Below are 16,396 nucleotides of genomic sequence, written 5' to 3' on the forward strand. Positions count from 1 at the left end.
CCAGATAAAACGAAACGGCGCGGAGAACTTCCCGCGCCGTTCGCATGAACCACGAATTATCGCTTACTCGACTTCGACCGCCTCTTCGTTCGGCTTGTGCGGCGGATTCGCCAGCTTGTCGAACGACAACTGCACCTTGTCGTTTTCGTCCACGTCGACCGTCACATGGCCGCCATTGACGAGCTTGCCGAACAGCAGCTCGTCGGCCAGCGCGCGACGGATCGTGTCCTGGATCAGCCGCTGCATCGGCCGCGCCCCCATCAGCGGGTCGAAGCCGTGCTTCGCGAGATGCTTGCGCAACGCGTCGGTGAAGAGCGCGTCGACCTTCTTCTCGTGCAACTGCTCCTCGAGCTGGATCAGGAACTTGTCGACCACGCGCATGATGATTTCCTCATCGAGCGAGCGGAAGCTGATGATCGCGTCCAGACGGTTGCGGAACTCCGGCGTGAACAGGCGCTTGATGTCGGTCATCTCGTCGCCCGTTTCGCGGCGCGTCGTGAAGCCGATCGTCGCCTTCTGCATCGACTCGGCGCCCGCGTTCGTCGTCATGATGATGATGACGTTGCGGAAATCCGCCTTGCGGCCGTTGTTGTCCGTCAGCGTGCCGTGGTCCATCACCTGCAGCAGCACGTTGAAGATGTCCGGATGCGCCTTCTCGATCTCGTCGAGCAGCAGCACGCAGTGCGGCTTCTTCGTGACGGCTTCGGTCAGCAAGCCGCCCTGGTCGAACCCGACGTAGCCCGGCGGCGCGCCGATCAGCCGGCTCACCGCGTGACGCTCCATGTATTCCGACATGTCGAAGCGGATCAGCTCGATGCCGAGCGTGAACGCGAGCTGGCGCGCCACTTCGGTCTTGCCGACGCCGGTCGGGCCGGAGAACAGGAACGCGCCGATCGGCTTGTCCATCTTGCCGAGGCCCGCGCGCGCCATCTTGATCGACGCGGCGAGCGCGTCGATCGCCGGATCCTGGCCGAACACGACGCTCTTCAGGTCGCGATCGAGCGTCTGCAGCTTGCTGCGATCGTCCTGCGACACGCTCTGCGCCGGCACGCGCGCGATCTTCGAGATGATTTCCTCGATCTCGCTCTTGCCGATCGTCTTCTTCTGCTTCGACTTCGGCAGGATGCGCTGCGCGGCACCCGCTTCGTCGATCACGTCGATCGCCTTGTCCGGCAGGTGACGGTCGGTGATGAAGCGCGCCGACAGTTCGGCCGCGGCCGACAGCGCGCCCGACGAATACTTGACGCCGTGATGCTCCTCGAAGCGCGACTTCAGCCCGCGCAGGATCGCGACCGTCTGCTCGACGGTCGGCTCCGTCACGTCGACCTTCTGGAAGCGCCGCGACAGCGCCGCGTCCTTCTCGAAGATGCCGCGATACTCGGTGAACGTGGTCGCGCCGATGCACTTGAGCGTGCCCGACGACAGCGCCGGCTTCAGCAGGTTCGACGCGTCGAGCGTGCCGCCCGATGCGGCGCCCGCGCCGATCAGCGTGTGGATTTCGTCGATGAACAGGATCGCGTGCGGCCGTTCCTTCAACTCCTTCAGCACCGTCTTCAGACGCTGCTCGAAGTCGCCGCGATACTTGGTGCCCGCAAGCAGCGCGCCCATGTCGAGCGAATACACCTGCGCGTTCGCGAGGATGTCCGGCACTTCGCCGCGCGTGATGCGATAGGCGAGCCCTTCCGCGATCGCGGTCTTGCCGACGCCGGCCTCGCCGACGAGCAGCGGATTGTTCTTGCGGCGGCGGCACAGCACCTGCACGACGCGCTCGACCTCGGGCTCGCGGCCGATCAGCGGATCGATGCGGCCGTCCTTCGCCATCTGGTTCAGGTTCTGCGTGAACTGCGCGAGCGGGGTTTCCTTCTGCGCATTCGCGTCTTCGCTTTCCGCGTTCGCGTCGGACGACTTCGCGGCTTCGCCGCCGTTCGTCTTCGCGATGCCGTGCGAAATGAAGTTCACGACGTCCAGGCGCGTGACGCCCTGCTGCTGCAGGTAGTAGACCGCGTGCGAATCCTTCTCGCCGAAGATCGCGACCAGCACGTTCGCGCCGGTCACTTCCTTCTTGCCGTTCGACGTCGACTGGACGTGCATGATCGCGCGCTGGATCACGCGCTGGAAACCGAGCGTCGGCTGGGTATCGACATCGTCGGTGCCCGGGACGGTAGGTGTGTTGTCGTGGATGAAATTGCGCAGGTTCTGACGCAAGTCCTCGATGTTGGCCGCACACGCGCGCAACACCTCGGCTGCCGTCGGATTATCCAGCAGGGCCAGCAGCAGATGCTCGACCGTAATGAACTCATGGCGCGCCTGGCGTGCTTCCATGAACGCCATGTGCAGGCTGACTTCCAATTCCTGGGCAATCATGCTTCCTCCATCACGCACTGCAGCGGATGCCCGGCCTGCCGCGCATGGGTAACGACTTGCTCAACCTTGGTCGACGCGATGTCCCGCGTATAGACCCCACAAACCCCTCGCCCTTCGCGATGGACCTTCAGCATGATCTGCGTGGCCGTCTCGCGATCCTTCTTGAAATACTCCTGTACGACCATCACGACGAACTCCATCGGCGTGAAGTCGTCGTTCAGCAGCACCACCTTGTACATCGAAGGCGGCTTGAGCTTCTGCTGCTTGCGTTCCAGGACGGTGCTGTCCTGCTTGTCCGGGATAATCGCCATACACCCATTCTAAACAACTCGGACAGGCCCGCAATCCTGCCGTTACCCGACCGACCGGCCGGTGCCCTCCCTGGTTCCCGACGACCCGCGATCGTCTTCGCACCATACGAAAGCCGGCTGCGGTGCCGGCTTTCACGCGTGGCGAGGAACACGAACCGTCAGGGGGAAACTGCACCGGACGTCGCATCCGCGTCCAGTATCCCACAAGCCGGGACGACTCGATCGCGTGTCACTCGAGCCTGGTATATGAGCCGATTATGCGTCTTTTCAAGTCCGCGCGCTCGACGGGATGCTGCAAAGCAAAGCCGGAAAAACCCTGAAAATGGGTTCTTTACAACGTCCCTCTAAACGTCTAAAAATTCCCCTTGACACTCAAATAAAGAGCGCCAACAATCAAGCTGGCACTTTTTTCAACTCGCCAGTTGGCGAAATGAAAGAGGCCGAAGGTGAGCTTGTGAGGGGGGAACGGCTGTATTTTCCGGTCGTTTAGCTTTTCGAGCGTGCTCGTGGTAAGTAGCAGCGACTGTGTGACAGGGGAAGTAGGAAATGGCAACTGGTATCGTTAAGTGGTTCAACGACGCGAAGGGCTTCGGTTTCATCACTCCCGACGAGGGCGGTGAAGATCTGTTTGCGCACTTCTCGGCCATCAACATGCAGGGCTTCAAGACCCTGAAGGAAGGCCAGAAGGTGAGCTTCGAGGTCGTTCAAGGGCCGAAGGGCAAGCAAGCGTCGAACATCCAGGCCGCGTAAGGCACCGGATATCAGACGAAGAAACCCGGCATTGCGCCGGGTTTCTTTTTTTTCAGGCCGGCCACTCGTTAATTCGATTGGCCGGCCTTTTCGTTCAATCCCGATAATCGAACACGTATTGTCTTGTTGCACGCGCAGATCGAATGCCGTCATGCGCGTGAAACATATTCGATATCCGTTACACGACCTTCAGCGTGCCCATCATGCCGAGATCCTCGTGTTCGAGAATGTGGCAATGAAACATGCGCTCGCCGGGCATGTCTTGCGTGACGAGTAGCGTCACGGTCTCGCCGCTGCGCACGTTGACGGTATCGCGCCATGCGCGGAACGGTTCGCTCGTGCGCGTGCCGTCCGACGCGCGCTCGATCACCTGGAATTGCGTGCCATGCAAGTGGAACGGGTGATCCATGTCGGTGGCGTTGCGCAGGGTCCAGCGCTCGACGTCGCCGCGGCGGCTGGTCAGCGTCGCGCGATGCGGCGCGTAGGTCGCACCGTTGATCATGAAGCGCATGCCCGCCGGGCGGCCGTGTGCCGGCCCTTTCATCATCGCGTCCATGTCCATCTTTTCGCCGAACTCGATCGTCTTCTGCGCGACCGGCTCACCGAGCGCGGGCACCCTGCGCAGCGTCGCGGGCAGCGCGCGCGCCGCTGCAGGCGAGAACGCGACATCGGCGAGCGCCAGCGCCGGATCCGGCGGCAGGCTGCCGTGGCCGCCGTCGTGCGACATTGCCATCTTGCGGCGGTCGTATTCGGCCGCCTGCAGCACCGCGCGTGACGCGCGGTCGCCGGCGCGCACCAGCAGTTCCGCACGCTCGCCCGGCGCGAGCAGCAGCGACGTCACGCGGCGCGGCGCATCGAACAACCCGCCGTCGGTACCGACCTGCTCGAACGCGCGGCCGTCGTCGAACGCGACGCGCAGGTAGCGCGCGCTGCATGCGTTCCACACGCGCCAGCGCTCGTCGCCCGCGACGTCGATCCGCGGCCGGCGCGCCCCGTTGACCAGTACGAACTGGCCTTCGCGGCCGTTCATCCAGTCCATCATGTCGTTCGGCGGGATCGTGCCGTCGCGCGCGAGCTTCAGGTCGGACACGAACAGGTTGCGCTCGGGCCAGCCTGCGAGCGGGTCGTCGGCGGCGCGCACGATGAAGGGCCCCGCAAGCCCGCGGAATACCTGTTCGGCCGTCATCATGTGCGGATGGGGGTGATACCAGTAGGTGCCGGCGCTGCCCTTCGGCAGCGTGAAGCGGTACACATGCGACGCGCCCGGCGCGACCGGATCGGACGGATTGCCGTCCTGGTCGGGCGGCACCGGCAGCCCGTGCCAGTGGATCGTCGACGGTTGCGGCAGCTTGTTCACGAAGCGGATCTCGACCGTGTCGCCCTCGCGCACGTCGATCAGCGGGCCGACAACAGGCCCTTGCGTGCCGGCGCCGAACTGCCAGAACGTCGTCGGACGCGCTCCGTGCAGCATCGCACGCGCGACCGGCTGCGCGACCAGCGTCGCGCGGAACGTGCCGGGTTCGCGGCTTTCGTTTGCCAGGATGCGCAGCGACGCGAGCGGCGTGCCGGCCGGCAGGGCATCGGCCGCGGCGAGCGCGGCCGGCGCCGGCTTCGCGTGCTGCGCGTGGTCCGCCATTCCCGACATGCCCGGCATGTCGTCCATCTGATCCATGCCGGCCATGCCCGCGTGACCGGCATGCTGCGCCCATGCGGCGCGCGCAAACAGCGAAGCGGCCGCGACACCGATGGCGTGCGACAGGAAGGTTCTCCGTATCATCAATCGTTCCTCGTTATTCGTGCTGCATCGCGCGGCCGTCGCGACCTGCGCGCGTGCCGGCACGGGGAAGCGCCCGTGCGACGCGCAATCCGATGCCCGCGTCATCATAACCGCAGCACTCGGTCGAAACGCCGCGACACCGCGCGAGCGTCGATACGCCGCACGACGCGGCCGGCCCGACGATTCGCGCGCCGCGCGGGCCGCGTTTTCGCTCATCGAACGACGCCGCGGGCCCCGCTGCCTTCACGCCGGCCGGGGCGATCGACGCCTTGCATCCCCGCTTTGGTCACGCCCGATCGAAGGCATTTGCTGCCGCTGCGCATCGCGTCATCGACGCGTCGCGCGCCCTCTTTGCCTGAACCCCTCGATTTTTCACGATGTGGAACAAGTCTCTGCTTTATAAAAATTCGTGGTGCACGGCACAAATTCGCTGTTTCGCGATGCCAAAAATCATTCCGCAATACAAAACACACGAAATATCACATTGTTTTAAAAGGAGAATTTTTGTTTCGAGAAAGCGTTCTACGCGCACCATCGAGCGCGCTCGCGGACGTAGACTTTGTTCCATGCACTGACGCTTCGCCACGACGTTCGATACGGAACCCGGCGCAAGCAGCCAGTCGGGCCACAGCCGGACGCGCCGGCGGGCGGCACACCAGAATCGCTTGTGATCAGAAAGGGAGAACGGAAATGAAGGGATTTCGCTTTGGTTCAGCGCTCGGGTCGTTCTACATCCTGCCGGCAAACGGCGGCTGGGAAGCGACGTTCGGCAACGCCTCGCTCGGCGCGTTCTCGTGCCCGGAAGTGGCAGCCGACCACATCTCCCGCGGCGACTGCGAACAGCCGTCCGAACTGGATACGGCCACGCTCGAAGTGCCGCACGAAATCGCCGAATGGGAAATCGTTCACGTCTGAATGGCACGCCTGCAACGAAAAACGCCCCGGGTGACCGGGGCGTTTTCATTATCGGCGGGACGGCGAGCCGCCAGGCCCGCCGCATCTGCTGCTGCCGTTGCCAGGGCGCGCGCGGTGGCGCGGCCGGCGTCAGGCGACTGCGTCGACGATGCCGTTCAGCGTTGCGCTCGGGCGCATCGCCTGGCTCGTCAGCTCGACGCTCGGACGGTAGTAGCCGCCGATCGCCTGTGCCTTGCCCTGCGCGGCCGACAGTTCTTCCAGGATGCGCGCTTCGCTGTCGGACAGCGACTTCGCGACGCCTTCGAATTGCGCCTTCAGTGCGGCGTCCTCGGTCTGCTCGGCCAGCGCCTGCGCCCAGTACAGGCACAGGTAGAAGTGGCTGCCGCGGTTGTCGAGGCCGCCGACCTTGCGCGCCGGCGACTTGTTCTCGTCCAGGAACTTGCCGGTCGCCTGGTCGAGCGTCTTCGCGAGCACGAGCGCCTTCGGGTTCTGGTAAGCGTTGCCGAGGTGTTCGAGCGACGCGGCCAGCGCGAGGAATTCGCCGAGCGAATCCCAGCGCAGGAAGCCTTCCTCGACGAACTGCTGCACGTGCTTCGGTGCCGAGCCGCCCGCGCCCGTCTCGAACATCCCGCCGCCGGCCATCAGCGGCACGATCGACAGCATCTTCGCGCTGGTGCCGAGTTCCATGATCGGGAACAGGTCGGTCAGGTAGTCGCGCAGCACGTTGCCCGTGACCGAGATCGTGTCCTTGCCCGCGCGGATGCGCTCGAGCGAGAAACGCGTCGCGTCCACCGGCGTCATGATGCGGATGTCGAGGCCGTTCGTATCGTGATCCTTCAGGTAGCGTTCGACCTTCGCGATGATCTGCGCGTCGTGCGCACGTGCCGGATCGAGCCAGAACACGGCCGGCGCGCCGGTCGCGCGGGCGCGGTTGACCGCGAGCTTGACCCAGTCCTGCACCGGTGCGTCCTTGGTCTGGCACATGCGCCAGACGTCGCCCGACTCGACCGCATGCTCGAGCAGCACGTTGCCGGCTTCGTCGGTGACGCGCACGACGCCGTCGGCCGGGATCAGGAACGTCTTGTCGTGCGAACCGTATTCCTCGGCCGCCTGCGCCATCAGGCCGACGTTCGGCACGCTGCCCATCGTGACGGGGTCGAATGCGCCGTGCTGCTTGCAGTCCTCGATCACGGCCTGGTAGACGCCCGCGTAGCAGCGGTCCGGAATCACGGCCTTCGCGTCGTACAGTTCACCGTCCGGGCCCCACATGCAGCCCGACTCGCGGATCATCGCCGGCATCGATGCGTCGACGATCACGTCGCTCGGCACGTGCAGGTTCGTGATGCCCTTGTCCGAGTTGACCATCGCGAGGCGCGGACGCACCGCGTATTCGGCCTTGACGTCGGCTTCGATCGCTTCGCGCGTGTCGGCCGGCAGGTCCTTCAGGCGCGCGTACAGGTCGCCGATCCCGTTGTTCGGGTTGAAGCCGGCCTGCGCCAGCACGTCCGCGTGCTTCGCGAGCGCGTCGCGGTAGAACACCGACACGAAGTGACCGAACAGGATCGGATCCGAGACCTTCATCATGGTCGCCTTCAGGTGCACCGAGAACAGCACGTCCTGCGCCTTCGCGTCGGCGATCTGCGCTTCGATGAAGCTGCGCAGCGCCTTGCGGCTCATCACCGAGGCGTCGATGACTTCACCGGCCTTCACGGCCGTCTTTTCCTTCAGCACCTTCTTCACGCCGTCGGCCGTCGTGAGTTCGATCTTCACGCTGCCGGCATCGGCGATCAGCGCCGACTTCTCGCTGCCGTAGAAGTCGCCTTCGGTCATGTGCGCGACGTGCGCCTTCGACGTGGCCTTCCATGCGCCCATCTTGTGCGGGTGCTTGCGTGCGTAGTTCTTGACCGACAGCGGCGCGCGACGGTCGGAGTTGCCTTCGCGCAGCACCGGGTTCACCGCGCTGCCCTTGATCTTGTCGTAGCGGGCCTTGACGGCCTTCTCTTCGTCGCTCGACGGCTCTTCCGGGTAGGCCGGCAGCTTGTAGCCCTGCGCCTGCAGTTCGGCGATCGCGGCCTTGAGCTGCGGCACCGACGCGCTGATGTTCGGCAGCTTGATGATGTTCGCTTCCGGCTTCAGCGTGAGCTGGCCCAGTTCGGCCAGATCGTCGGAACCCTTCTGCTCCGGCGGCAGGACGTCGGCGAATGCCGCGATGATGCGGCCGGCGAGCGAGATGTCGCGCGTTTCGACGGCGACGCCCGACGAGCGCGTGAAGGCCTTGACGATCGGCAGCAGCGAATAGGTCGCGAGCGCGGGCGCTTCGTCGGTGAGGGTGTAGATGATCTTGGGCGAAGTGGACATGGTCGATGCGTTGCTACGTGAAAATTTGGGACTGAGGAGCGCCGGCGGTAACCGGCGGGGAGCGACCGGGTCGATCGCGAAAGGGGTGTGCCGGCTAGCCGGGCGGTGGTGTTGCGAGGGCCGTCATGTTCTACCTTGCAGGGCACCCGGGCCGCATCGCGGCGCCGCGGCCCGCATGCCGGACCGCCCTGCCAACAAACCTGCCGTTCATGAAACGCCCCGGCGCCGGCAGTAGGCGCCGGGGCGGCCGGCGGTCCGCCGGCCTGCCCCGGAAGGGACTTACATGTTCTCGATCAGCACTTCGCCGAAGCCGGAGCACGACACCTGCGTCGCGCCTTCCATCAGACGCGCGAAGTCATACGTGACGCGCTTCTGCAGGATCGACTTCTCCATCGCGGCGATGATCGTGTCGGCCGCTTCCGTCCAGCCGAGGTGGCGCAGCATCATTTCCGCCGACAGGATCTCGGAACCGGGGTTCACGTAATCCTTGCCCGCGTACTTCGGCGCCGTGCCGTGGGTCGCCTCGAACATCGCGACCGAATCCGACAGGTTCGCGCCCGGCGCGATCCCGATGCCGCCGACCTGCGCGGCCAGTGCGTCGGAGATGTAGTCGCCGTTCAGGTTCAGCGTCGCGATCACGTCGTATTCGGCCGGACGCAGCAGGATCTGCTGCAGGAACGCGTCGGCGATCGAATCCTTGATGACGATCTCGTTGCCCGTCTTCGGGTTCTTCACGCGCATCCACGGGCCGCCGTCGATCAGCTCGCCGCCGAACTCCTTCTGCGCGAGCGCATAGCCGGCGTCACGGAACAGGCCTTCCGTGAACTTCATGATGTTGCCCTTGTGCACCAGCGTGACCGACTTGCGATCGTTGTCGATCGCGTACTGGATCGCCTTGCGCACGAGACGCTCGGTGCCTTCGGTCGACACGGGCTTGACGCCGATCCCCGAGGTTTCCGGGAAGCGGATCTTCTTCACGCCCATCTCTTCCTGCAGGAACTTGATGACCTTCTTCGCCTGCTCGGAGCCCGCGGCCCATTCGATGCCCGCGTAGATGTCTTCCGAGTTCTCGCGGAAGATCACCATGTCGATCTTTTGCGGCTCGCGCACCGGCGACGGCACACCCTTGAAATACTGGACCGGGCGCAGGCAGACGTAGAGGTCGAGTTCCTGGCGCAGCGCGACGTTCAGCGAACGGATGCCGCCGCCGACCGGGGTCGTGAGCGGCCCCTTGATCGACACCACGTATTCCTTCAGCACCTGCAGCGTCTCGTCCGGCAGCCACACGTCCGGACCGTACACCTTGGTCGCCTTCTCGCCCGCGAAGATCTCCATCCAGTGGATCTTGCGCTTGCCCTTGTAGGCATGCGCGACCGCCGCGTCGACGACCTTGATCATGACCGGCGTGATATCGAAGCCCGTACCGTCGCCTTCGATGTAGGGAATGATCGGCTGATCAGAAACGTTGAGCGAGAAGTCCTTGTTGACGGTGATCTTGTCACCGCCCTCCGGAACCTTGATGTGCTGATACGGCATGATCGACTCCAGTGACGTGGCTGAGCAGGTGATGCTGGTCGAAACTGCGCGCGCGGCGAGGTGGCCTTGCCACCTTCGTGACGGCAACAGCGAGCCGCTATTCTAGCGCCCCAACCGGGGCCGGCGGCACGAAGCGCGACGCTGCGTATCAAGTCTTCCCTTATGTCTTATATAAGACAGAGGACTTGCCGTTCCGTATTATGCATTAAGATTCCGCCATTTGCCATAGACCGCCCGTCCCGCCGCCCCGCGGCACGCCGGGCGGGCGCCCCGCCATGACCCTGATCGCCCTCAACAAGCCGTTCGGCACGATTTGCCAGTTTTCCGCGCACGAGACGCGGCCGTCGCTCGGCGACTGGGTAACCACGCCCGGCGTCTACCCGGCCGGCCGGCTCGACGCGGACAGCGAGGGCCTGCTGCTGCTCACCGACGACGGCGCGCTGCAGGCGCGCATCGCCGAGCCGCGCCACAAGCTCGTCAAGCGCTATTGGGCGCAGGTCGACGGCGCGCCGGGACCGGCCGACCTGAAGGCACTCGCGCGCGGCGTCGATCTCGGCGACTACGTGACGCGCCCGTGCCGCGCCGAATTCATCGAACCGCCCGAGGCGCTGTGGCCGCGCAACCCGCCGATCCGCTATCGCGCCGCGATCCCGACCACGTGGATCGAACTCGCGATCACCGAAGGCAAGAACCGGCAGGTGCGCCGGATGACGGCCGCGATCGGCTTCCCGACCTTGCGTCTCGTGCGTGTCGGCATCGGCGCGCTCGACATATTCGCGCTCGGCATTGCACCGGGCGAAACAATCGCGCTGCCGCCGCGGGCCCCGTGGGACGGTTTCGCACGCACCGAATGACGAATTCGGGACGCGCGAATTTTTCGTCATCTTTTTCGTCAACCGCCGGCGAAGATCGTGCGTTAAACCACGCAGATGCCAACCTTAGCTATCCGGCATTGGCAGCCGAACCGGTATTTCCGTGTTTGCGTCACGAAAGCGACGTTTTCTTCGAATACGATTCGGCGCCCGCAGCGCAAAGAGAAATTTCTCGAAGCGTCTGTCAACCGAAAGGTGGATGGCACCGTTAGACGACATGACTCCTATTGCCGGGTCATTTGGTTAATTAACTAAAGCTGAGGAACACAACATGAACAAACTGATCGCCGCTCTGGTCGCTGGCCTCTTCGCAACGGCAGCATTCGCACAAGCTTCGGCTCCGGAAGCTGCTTCGGCTGCTGCTCCGGCAGCTGCTTCGGCACCGGCAAAGCACGCTGCCAAGAAGCACCACGCAAAGAAGAAGCACCACGCAGCTAAGAAGGCAGCTAGCGAAGCCGAAGCACCGGCAGCTGCTTCGAACTAAGCAAGCTGTTTGTAATAACGCAGTCAAGAACACGCAGTCTTGCCGTTCTTACGGCGTTGAAAGGCAGATCACCGCGAGGCGATCTGCCTTTTTCTTTTTTGTGCCCGCCGGCGCGCTTCGCGTACCATGCGGGTCTCGTTTTCCCGATAGGAGCCCTGCTGTGCGATTCTCCCTGCGCCCGTCGCTCGGCCGCCTTGCGCGCGCCGCCGTGTTTCCCGCCGCGCTCGCCGTCCTCGCACTCGGCATGCAGACCGCCCACGCCCAGATGCCGCCCGGCGCCAAGCAGCCGGGCGAGTTCCCGCGCGTGAAGCTGCGCGCCGGCATGTACGTGATCGACGCGGCCGTCGCCGCGAACGACGCCGATCGCGAACAGGGGCTGATGTACCGGTCGCAGCTCGCGCCGAACGAAGGCATGCTGTTCGTGTTCAACGAGAACGCCGTGCACTGCTTCTGGATGAAGAACACGCTGATCCCGCTGTCGATCGCGTTCGTCCGCGCGGACGGCACGATCACCGACATCGACGAGATGAAGGCCGAGACGACCGACAACCACTGCCCGCGCAACAACGGTGTCTATGCGCTCGAAATGAGCAAGGGCTGGTTCGCGGCGAAAGGCATCAAGCCGGGCATGAAGCTCGACGGGCTGCCCAAGGCGCAGTAATCGCCATCGCCGCGGCACCGCCGCGCATCGACCGCAGCCGGCCGCCCTGCTTGTTGGGCGCCGGCTTTTTTTTCGCCGGCCGGCGGCCGCGGCCGCCTTGATACGGCGCACCTTGCCCGCATCTGCAAAAGCCACGGACAAGCGCTATGCTTTAAATCTCGCTTGTTTCAGCCCGGGCCGGCGCCGCCGTCCCGCTTACGATCCGAACCACCAGGAGGTTCACGTGCCCCGCAAAACCCCCATCGAGCGCTATCGCAATATCGGGATCAGCGCTCACATCGATGCCGGCAAGACCACGACGACCGAGCGCATCCTGTTTTACACCGGCGTGAGCCACAAGATCGGTGAAGTGCACGACGGCGCGGCCACGATGGACTGGATGGAGCAGGAGCAGGAACGCGGCATCACGATCACGTCGGCTGCGACCACAGCCTTCTGGAAAGGCATGGCCGGCAACTACCCCGAACACCGGATCAACATCATCGACACGCCCGGGCACGTCGACTTCACGATCGAGGTCGAGCGCTCGATGCGCGTGCTCGACGGCGCGTGCATGGTCTACGACTCGGTCGGCGGCGTGCAGCCGCAGTCCGAAACCGTATGGCGCCAGGCGAACAAGTACAAGGTGCCGCGCATCGCGTTCGTCAACAAGATGGACCGCATCGGCGCGGACTTCTTCCGCGTGCAGCGCCAGATCGGCGAGCGCCTGAAGGGCGTCGCCGTGCCGATCCAGATTCCGATCGGCGCGGAAGATCATTTCCAGGGCGTCGTCGATCTCGTGAAGATGAAGGCGATCGTCTGGGACGACGAAAGCCAGGGCGTGAAGTTCACGTACGAAGACATCCCCGCGAATCTCGTCGAGCTCGCGCACGAATGGCGCGAGAAGATGGTCGAGGCCGCCGCGGAAGCCAGCGAGGAACTGCTCGAGAAGTACCTGCACGACCATGAATCGCTGACCGAGGACGAGATCAAGGCCGCGCTGCGCCAGCGCACGATCGCCAACGAGATCGTGCCGATGCTGTGCGGCAGCGCGTTCAAGAACAAGGGCGTGCAGGCGATGCTCGACGCGGTGATCGACTACCTGCCGTCGCCGGTCGACGTGCCGGCCATCCTCGGTCACGACTTCCACGATCCGGAGAAGCCGGCCGAACGTCACCCGAGCGACGACGAGCCGTTCTCGTCGCTCGCGTTCAAGATCATGACCGATCCGTTCGTCGGCCAGCTGATCTTCTTCCGCGTGTATTCGGGCGTCGTCGAATCGGGCGACACGGTGCTGAACGCGACGAAGGACAAGAAGGAGCGGCTCGGCCGGATCCTGCAGATGCACGCGAACGAGCGCAAGGAAATCAAGGAAGTACGCGCGGGCGACATCGCGGCGGCAGTGGGCCTGAAGGAAGCGACGACGGGCGACACGCTGTGCGATCCGGCCAAGCCGATCATCCTCGAGAAGATGGAATTCCCGGAGCCGGTGATCTCGCAGGCCGTCGAGCCGAAGACGAAGGCCGACCAGGAGAAGATGGGCCTCGCGCTGAACCGTCTCGCGCAGGAAGATCCGTCGTTCCGCGTGCAGACCGACGAGGAATCCGGCCAGACGATCATTTCGGGGATGGGCGAGCTGCACCTCGAAATCCTGGTCGACCGGATGAAGCGCGAGTTCGGCGTCGAGGCGACGGTCGGCAAGCCGCAGGTCGCGTATCGCGAAACGGTGCGCACGACGGCATCCGATGTCGAGGGCAAGTTCGTCAAGCAGTCGGGCGGGCGCGGCCAGTACGGGCACGCGGTGATCACGCTGGAGCCGAACCCCGGCAAGGGCTACGAGTTCCTCGACGAGATCAAGGGCGGCGTGATTCCGCGCGAATTCATCCCGGCCGTCGACAAGGGCATCACCGAGACGCTGAAGAGCGGCGTACTCGCGGGCTACCCGGTGGTCGACGTGAAGGTGCACCTGACGTTCGGCTCGTACCACGACGTCGACTCGAACGAAAACGCGTTCCGGATGGCCGGCTCGATGGCGTTCAAGGAAGCGATGCGCAAGGCCAAGCCGGTGCTGCTCGAGCCGATGATGGCCGTCGAGGTCGAGACGCCCGAGGACTTCATGGGCAACGTGATGGGCGATCTGTCGAGCCGGCGCGGCATCGTGCAGGGGATGGAAGACATCGCGGGCGGTGGCGGCAAGCTGGTGCGCGCCGAGGTGCCGCTCGCGGAAATGTTCGGCTATTCGACGTCACTGCGCTCGGCGACGCAAGGCCGTGCGACGTACACGATGGAGTTCAAGCACTACGCGGAAACGCCGGCGAACGTGTCGGAAGCCGTGATCAACGCGAAAGTGAAGTAAGCGCGGCGCACCTGCGCACTGCTGCGCGGCAAGTACGAGCCCGTCCGGTTCCGGACGGGCTTTTTTTCGTCCGTCGAACGCAGCGATGCGACCGGCCGGCGACGTTTTTGATCGGCACGCCAGGCATTTTTTTCGCATGCCACAATGCATCGCGATTCGTCCGACGGAACCCTGCCGATGCCACGCCGCCCTGCCCTGCGCCGCCTGCTGATGCTGTATGCCGGCCTCATCGCCGCGAACGTCGCCGTCTGGCTGTGGGCACTCGCGGTGCTGCGCGACCATCCGCTGCTGCTCGGCACCGCGGCGATCGCGTACGGGCTCGGCCTGCGTCATGCGGTCGACGCCGATCACATCGCCGCGATCGACGTCGCGACGCGCAAGCTGATGCAGGACGGCCGGCGTCCGGTGACGGTCGGCCTGTTCTTCTCGCTCGGCCACTCGACGATCGTGATCGCCGCGACGCTCGGCATCGCGCTGAGCGCGTTCGCGCTGCGCGACCGCTTCGACGCATTCCGCGAGATCGGCGGCACGATCGGCACGGCCGTGTCGGCCACCTTCCTGCTCGTGCTCGCGTGCATCAACCTGGTGATCCTGCGCGACGTGTGGCGGCGCTATCGCGGCGCGCCCGATCACGCGCACGACGCCGCGCATGCACATCCTCCGGCCGGCCTCGTCGGTCGGCTGCTGCGCCCGCTGTTCCGCTTCGTGTCGAAGAGCTGGCACATGTATCCGGCCGGGGTGCTGTTCGGCCTGGGTTTCGATACTGCAACCGAAATCGCGCTGCTCGCGATCGCGGCCGCACAGGCGAGCCACGCGCTGCCGCTCTATACGGTCATGCTGTTTCCCGCGCTGTTCGCGGCCGGCATGACGCTGATCGACTCGACCGACAATGTCCTGATGATGCATGCGTACGGATGGGCGATGGACGACCCGCGGCGCAAGCTGCTCTACAACGCGAGCATCACGCTGCTGTCGGCGGCCGTCGCGCTGGCCATCGGCGGGATCGAGGCCGCCGGCCTGCTCGCCGACAAGCTGTCGTTGACGGGCCCCGTACGCGATGCGCTCGATGCACTCGGGGAACGCTTCGGCGCGATCGGTTACGGCATCGTCGCACTCTTTCTCGTCGCCTGGATCGCGTCGATCCTCTGCCATCGCTGGCCGCGCGCTGCCGACACGACGGCGCGCCAGACGTAGTCAGACGTTTCAGTTCGGAAACAAAAAGCTCACGACGACGTATCGCACGCTGTCGCGCACTCCGTGCGCGCCTTGCGCCGCGGGCATAGCCGGCCGGTGGCACGAATCTCGCAGTTAGGGATTCGCACGGCGGGCCCGCGTGCCGACTCGTGCTCGCGGCTGGCCTCCGGCGCCGGCCGGACACACGTCGGCCGCCGAAACGACACTGCATCGTTGCTGGTCCCCTGCTCCACACGTTGATGAACGCGCGTGTCGAGGCATCGCGCGCATCGGGAGGCCAATGATGAGCAGAACGAAACAACTGTCCCGCACGACGGGACGGTGCTATCGCATGACCCTGCTGGCCGCAGCCGCGATTGCGTGCTGCTGCTCGTATGCCGTCGCGCAGGACACGACAACCGTCGTTCCTGTGACCGTGCTGCCGGGTGACGGCACTTCCACCACCCCATCCGCCCAGATCGAGCAGAATGCGGCGCCTGACGCCACGTCCAGCGCGGACACCGTGATGATCTTGGCCGAAAACGCTGCGTCATGTGCGGCCAACCCGGCCGCTTGTGCGGTGCGTGTGTATGCCGGCGGCGGCAATGGCGGAAATGGCGGCCTCGGTAGCGGCGGAACGACCGGAAGCGGGAGCGCCAGCACGGGTAGCGGCGGAAACAACGGCAATGGCGCCGTCGGCCCCGCAGGCGTCGGCGGGACAACGGGCGGGACGAACGGCTCGGTTGGCTCGGGGGGCACCGGCCGCGGCGGCAATGCCGCCGGCAGCGGGGGCTCAGGCGGTGGTACTTCGGGCGGTGGTACTTCCGGGGGTGGTACTTCCGGGGGCGGTACTTCCGGGG

Annotated in this window: 12 protein-coding genes and 1 pseudogene; 8 read left to right on the top strand and 5 right to left on the bottom strand. The window is 65.0% G+C overall.

The window, feature by feature from the left end:
• Positions 1–63: 63 nt before the first annotated feature.
• A complete protein-coding gene (gene clpA, locus DID98_RS32820) occupies positions 64–2,364 on the bottom strand; it encodes an ATP-dependent Clp protease ATP-binding subunit ClpA (protein ID WP_044845584.1) in 2,301 nt (766 codons plus the stop codon).
• Positions 2,361–2,675, bottom strand: a complete 315-nt coding sequence (gene clpS, locus DID98_RS32825) for an ATP-dependent Clp protease adapter ClpS (RefSeq protein WP_006398529.1) — start codon at positions 2,673–2,675, stop codon at positions 2,361–2,363. Before clpS ends, clpA begins: the two co-directional genes overlap by 4 nt.
• A 546-nt stretch (positions 2,676–3,221) precedes the next feature.
• On the opposite strand from clpS, the gene DID98_RS32835 reads away from it, so the two are divergent.
• The gene (locus DID98_RS32835; RefSeq protein WP_004196460.1) at positions 3,222–3,425 is read left to right on the top strand and encodes a cold-shock protein; all 204 of its coding nucleotides are present in this window, start codon (positions 3,222–3,224) and stop codon (positions 3,423–3,425) included.
• A 178-nt stretch (positions 3,426–3,603) separates the two neighbouring features.
• On the opposite strand, the gene DID98_RS32840 is transcribed toward DID98_RS32835, so the two are convergent.
• Complete coding sequence (locus DID98_RS32840) at positions 3,604–5,202, bottom strand: multicopper oxidase family protein (RefSeq protein WP_124572038.1); 1,599 nt, start codon at positions 5,200–5,202, stop codon at positions 3,604–3,606.
• A 690-nt stretch (positions 5,203–5,892) separates the two neighbouring features.
• Here DID98_RS32840 and DID98_RS32845 point away from each other — a divergent pair.
• On the top strand, positions 5,893–6,117 hold the full coding sequence (locus DID98_RS32845) for a hypothetical protein (protein WP_044845583.1): 225 nt from the start codon (positions 5,893–5,895) through the stop codon (positions 6,115–6,117).
• Between the two features lie 129 nt (positions 6,118–6,246).
• Here the strand turns inward: DID98_RS32845 and DID98_RS32850 are convergent, their stop codons facing one another.
• On the bottom strand, positions 6,247–8,475 hold the full coding sequence (locus DID98_RS32850) for an NADP-dependent isocitrate dehydrogenase (protein WP_044845582.1): 2,229 nt from the start codon (positions 8,473–8,475) through the stop codon (positions 6,247–6,249).
• Between the two features lie 279 nt (positions 8,476–8,754).
• Complete coding sequence (gene icd / locus DID98_RS32855) at positions 8,755–10,011, bottom strand: NADP-dependent isocitrate dehydrogenase (RefSeq protein ID WP_044845581.1); 1,257 nt, start codon at positions 10,009–10,011, stop codon at positions 8,755–8,757.
• A 275-nt stretch (positions 10,012–10,286) separates the two neighbouring features.
• Between icd and DID98_RS32860 the strand changes: the two genes are divergently transcribed.
• The 6 genes and pseudogenes from DID98_RS32860 to DID98_RS36105 all read left to right on the top strand — a co-directional run.
• Positions 10,287–10,865, top strand: coding sequence for a pseudouridine synthase (locus DID98_RS32860; protein ID WP_124486986.1), 579 nt, complete (start codon positions 10,287–10,289; stop codon positions 10,863–10,865).
• 289 nt (positions 10,866–11,154) lie between these two features.
• Positions 11,155–11,367 (top strand): hypothetical protein, encoded by a 213-nt coding sequence (locus DID98_RS32865; protein WP_072465376.1) that lies wholly within the window; start codon positions 11,155–11,157, stop codon positions 11,365–11,367.
• A 160-nt stretch (positions 11,368–11,527) separates the two neighbouring features.
• Positions 11,528–12,028 carry a DUF192 domain-containing protein gene (locus DID98_RS32870; RefSeq protein WP_044845579.1) on the top strand — a complete coding sequence of 167 codons (501 nt, stop codon included), beginning with the start codon at positions 11,528–11,530 and terminating at the stop codon, positions 12,026–12,028.
• Between the two features lie 223 nt (positions 12,029–12,251).
• Positions 12,252–14,363 carry an elongation factor G gene (gene fusA / locus DID98_RS32875; protein WP_044845578.1) on the top strand — a complete coding sequence of 704 codons (2,112 nt, stop codon included), beginning with the start codon at positions 12,252–12,254 and terminating at the stop codon, positions 14,361–14,363.
• 177 nt (positions 14,364–14,540) lie between these two features.
• The gene (locus DID98_RS32880) at positions 14,541–15,557 is read left to right on the top strand and encodes a HoxN/HupN/NixA family nickel/cobalt transporter (RefSeq protein WP_260426328.1); all 1,017 of its coding nucleotides are present in this window, start codon (positions 14,541–14,543) and stop codon (positions 15,555–15,557) included.
• 331 nt (positions 15,558–15,888) lie between these two features.
• Positions 15,889–16,396 (top strand): annotated as a pseudogene (locus DID98_RS36105) (hypothetical protein); the annotation flags it as partial.

It is taken from the genome of Burkholderia sp. Bp8984, from assembly GCF_003853755.1.
Taxonomy (GTDB): Bacteria; Pseudomonadota; Gammaproteobacteria; order Burkholderiales; family Burkholderiaceae; genus Burkholderia.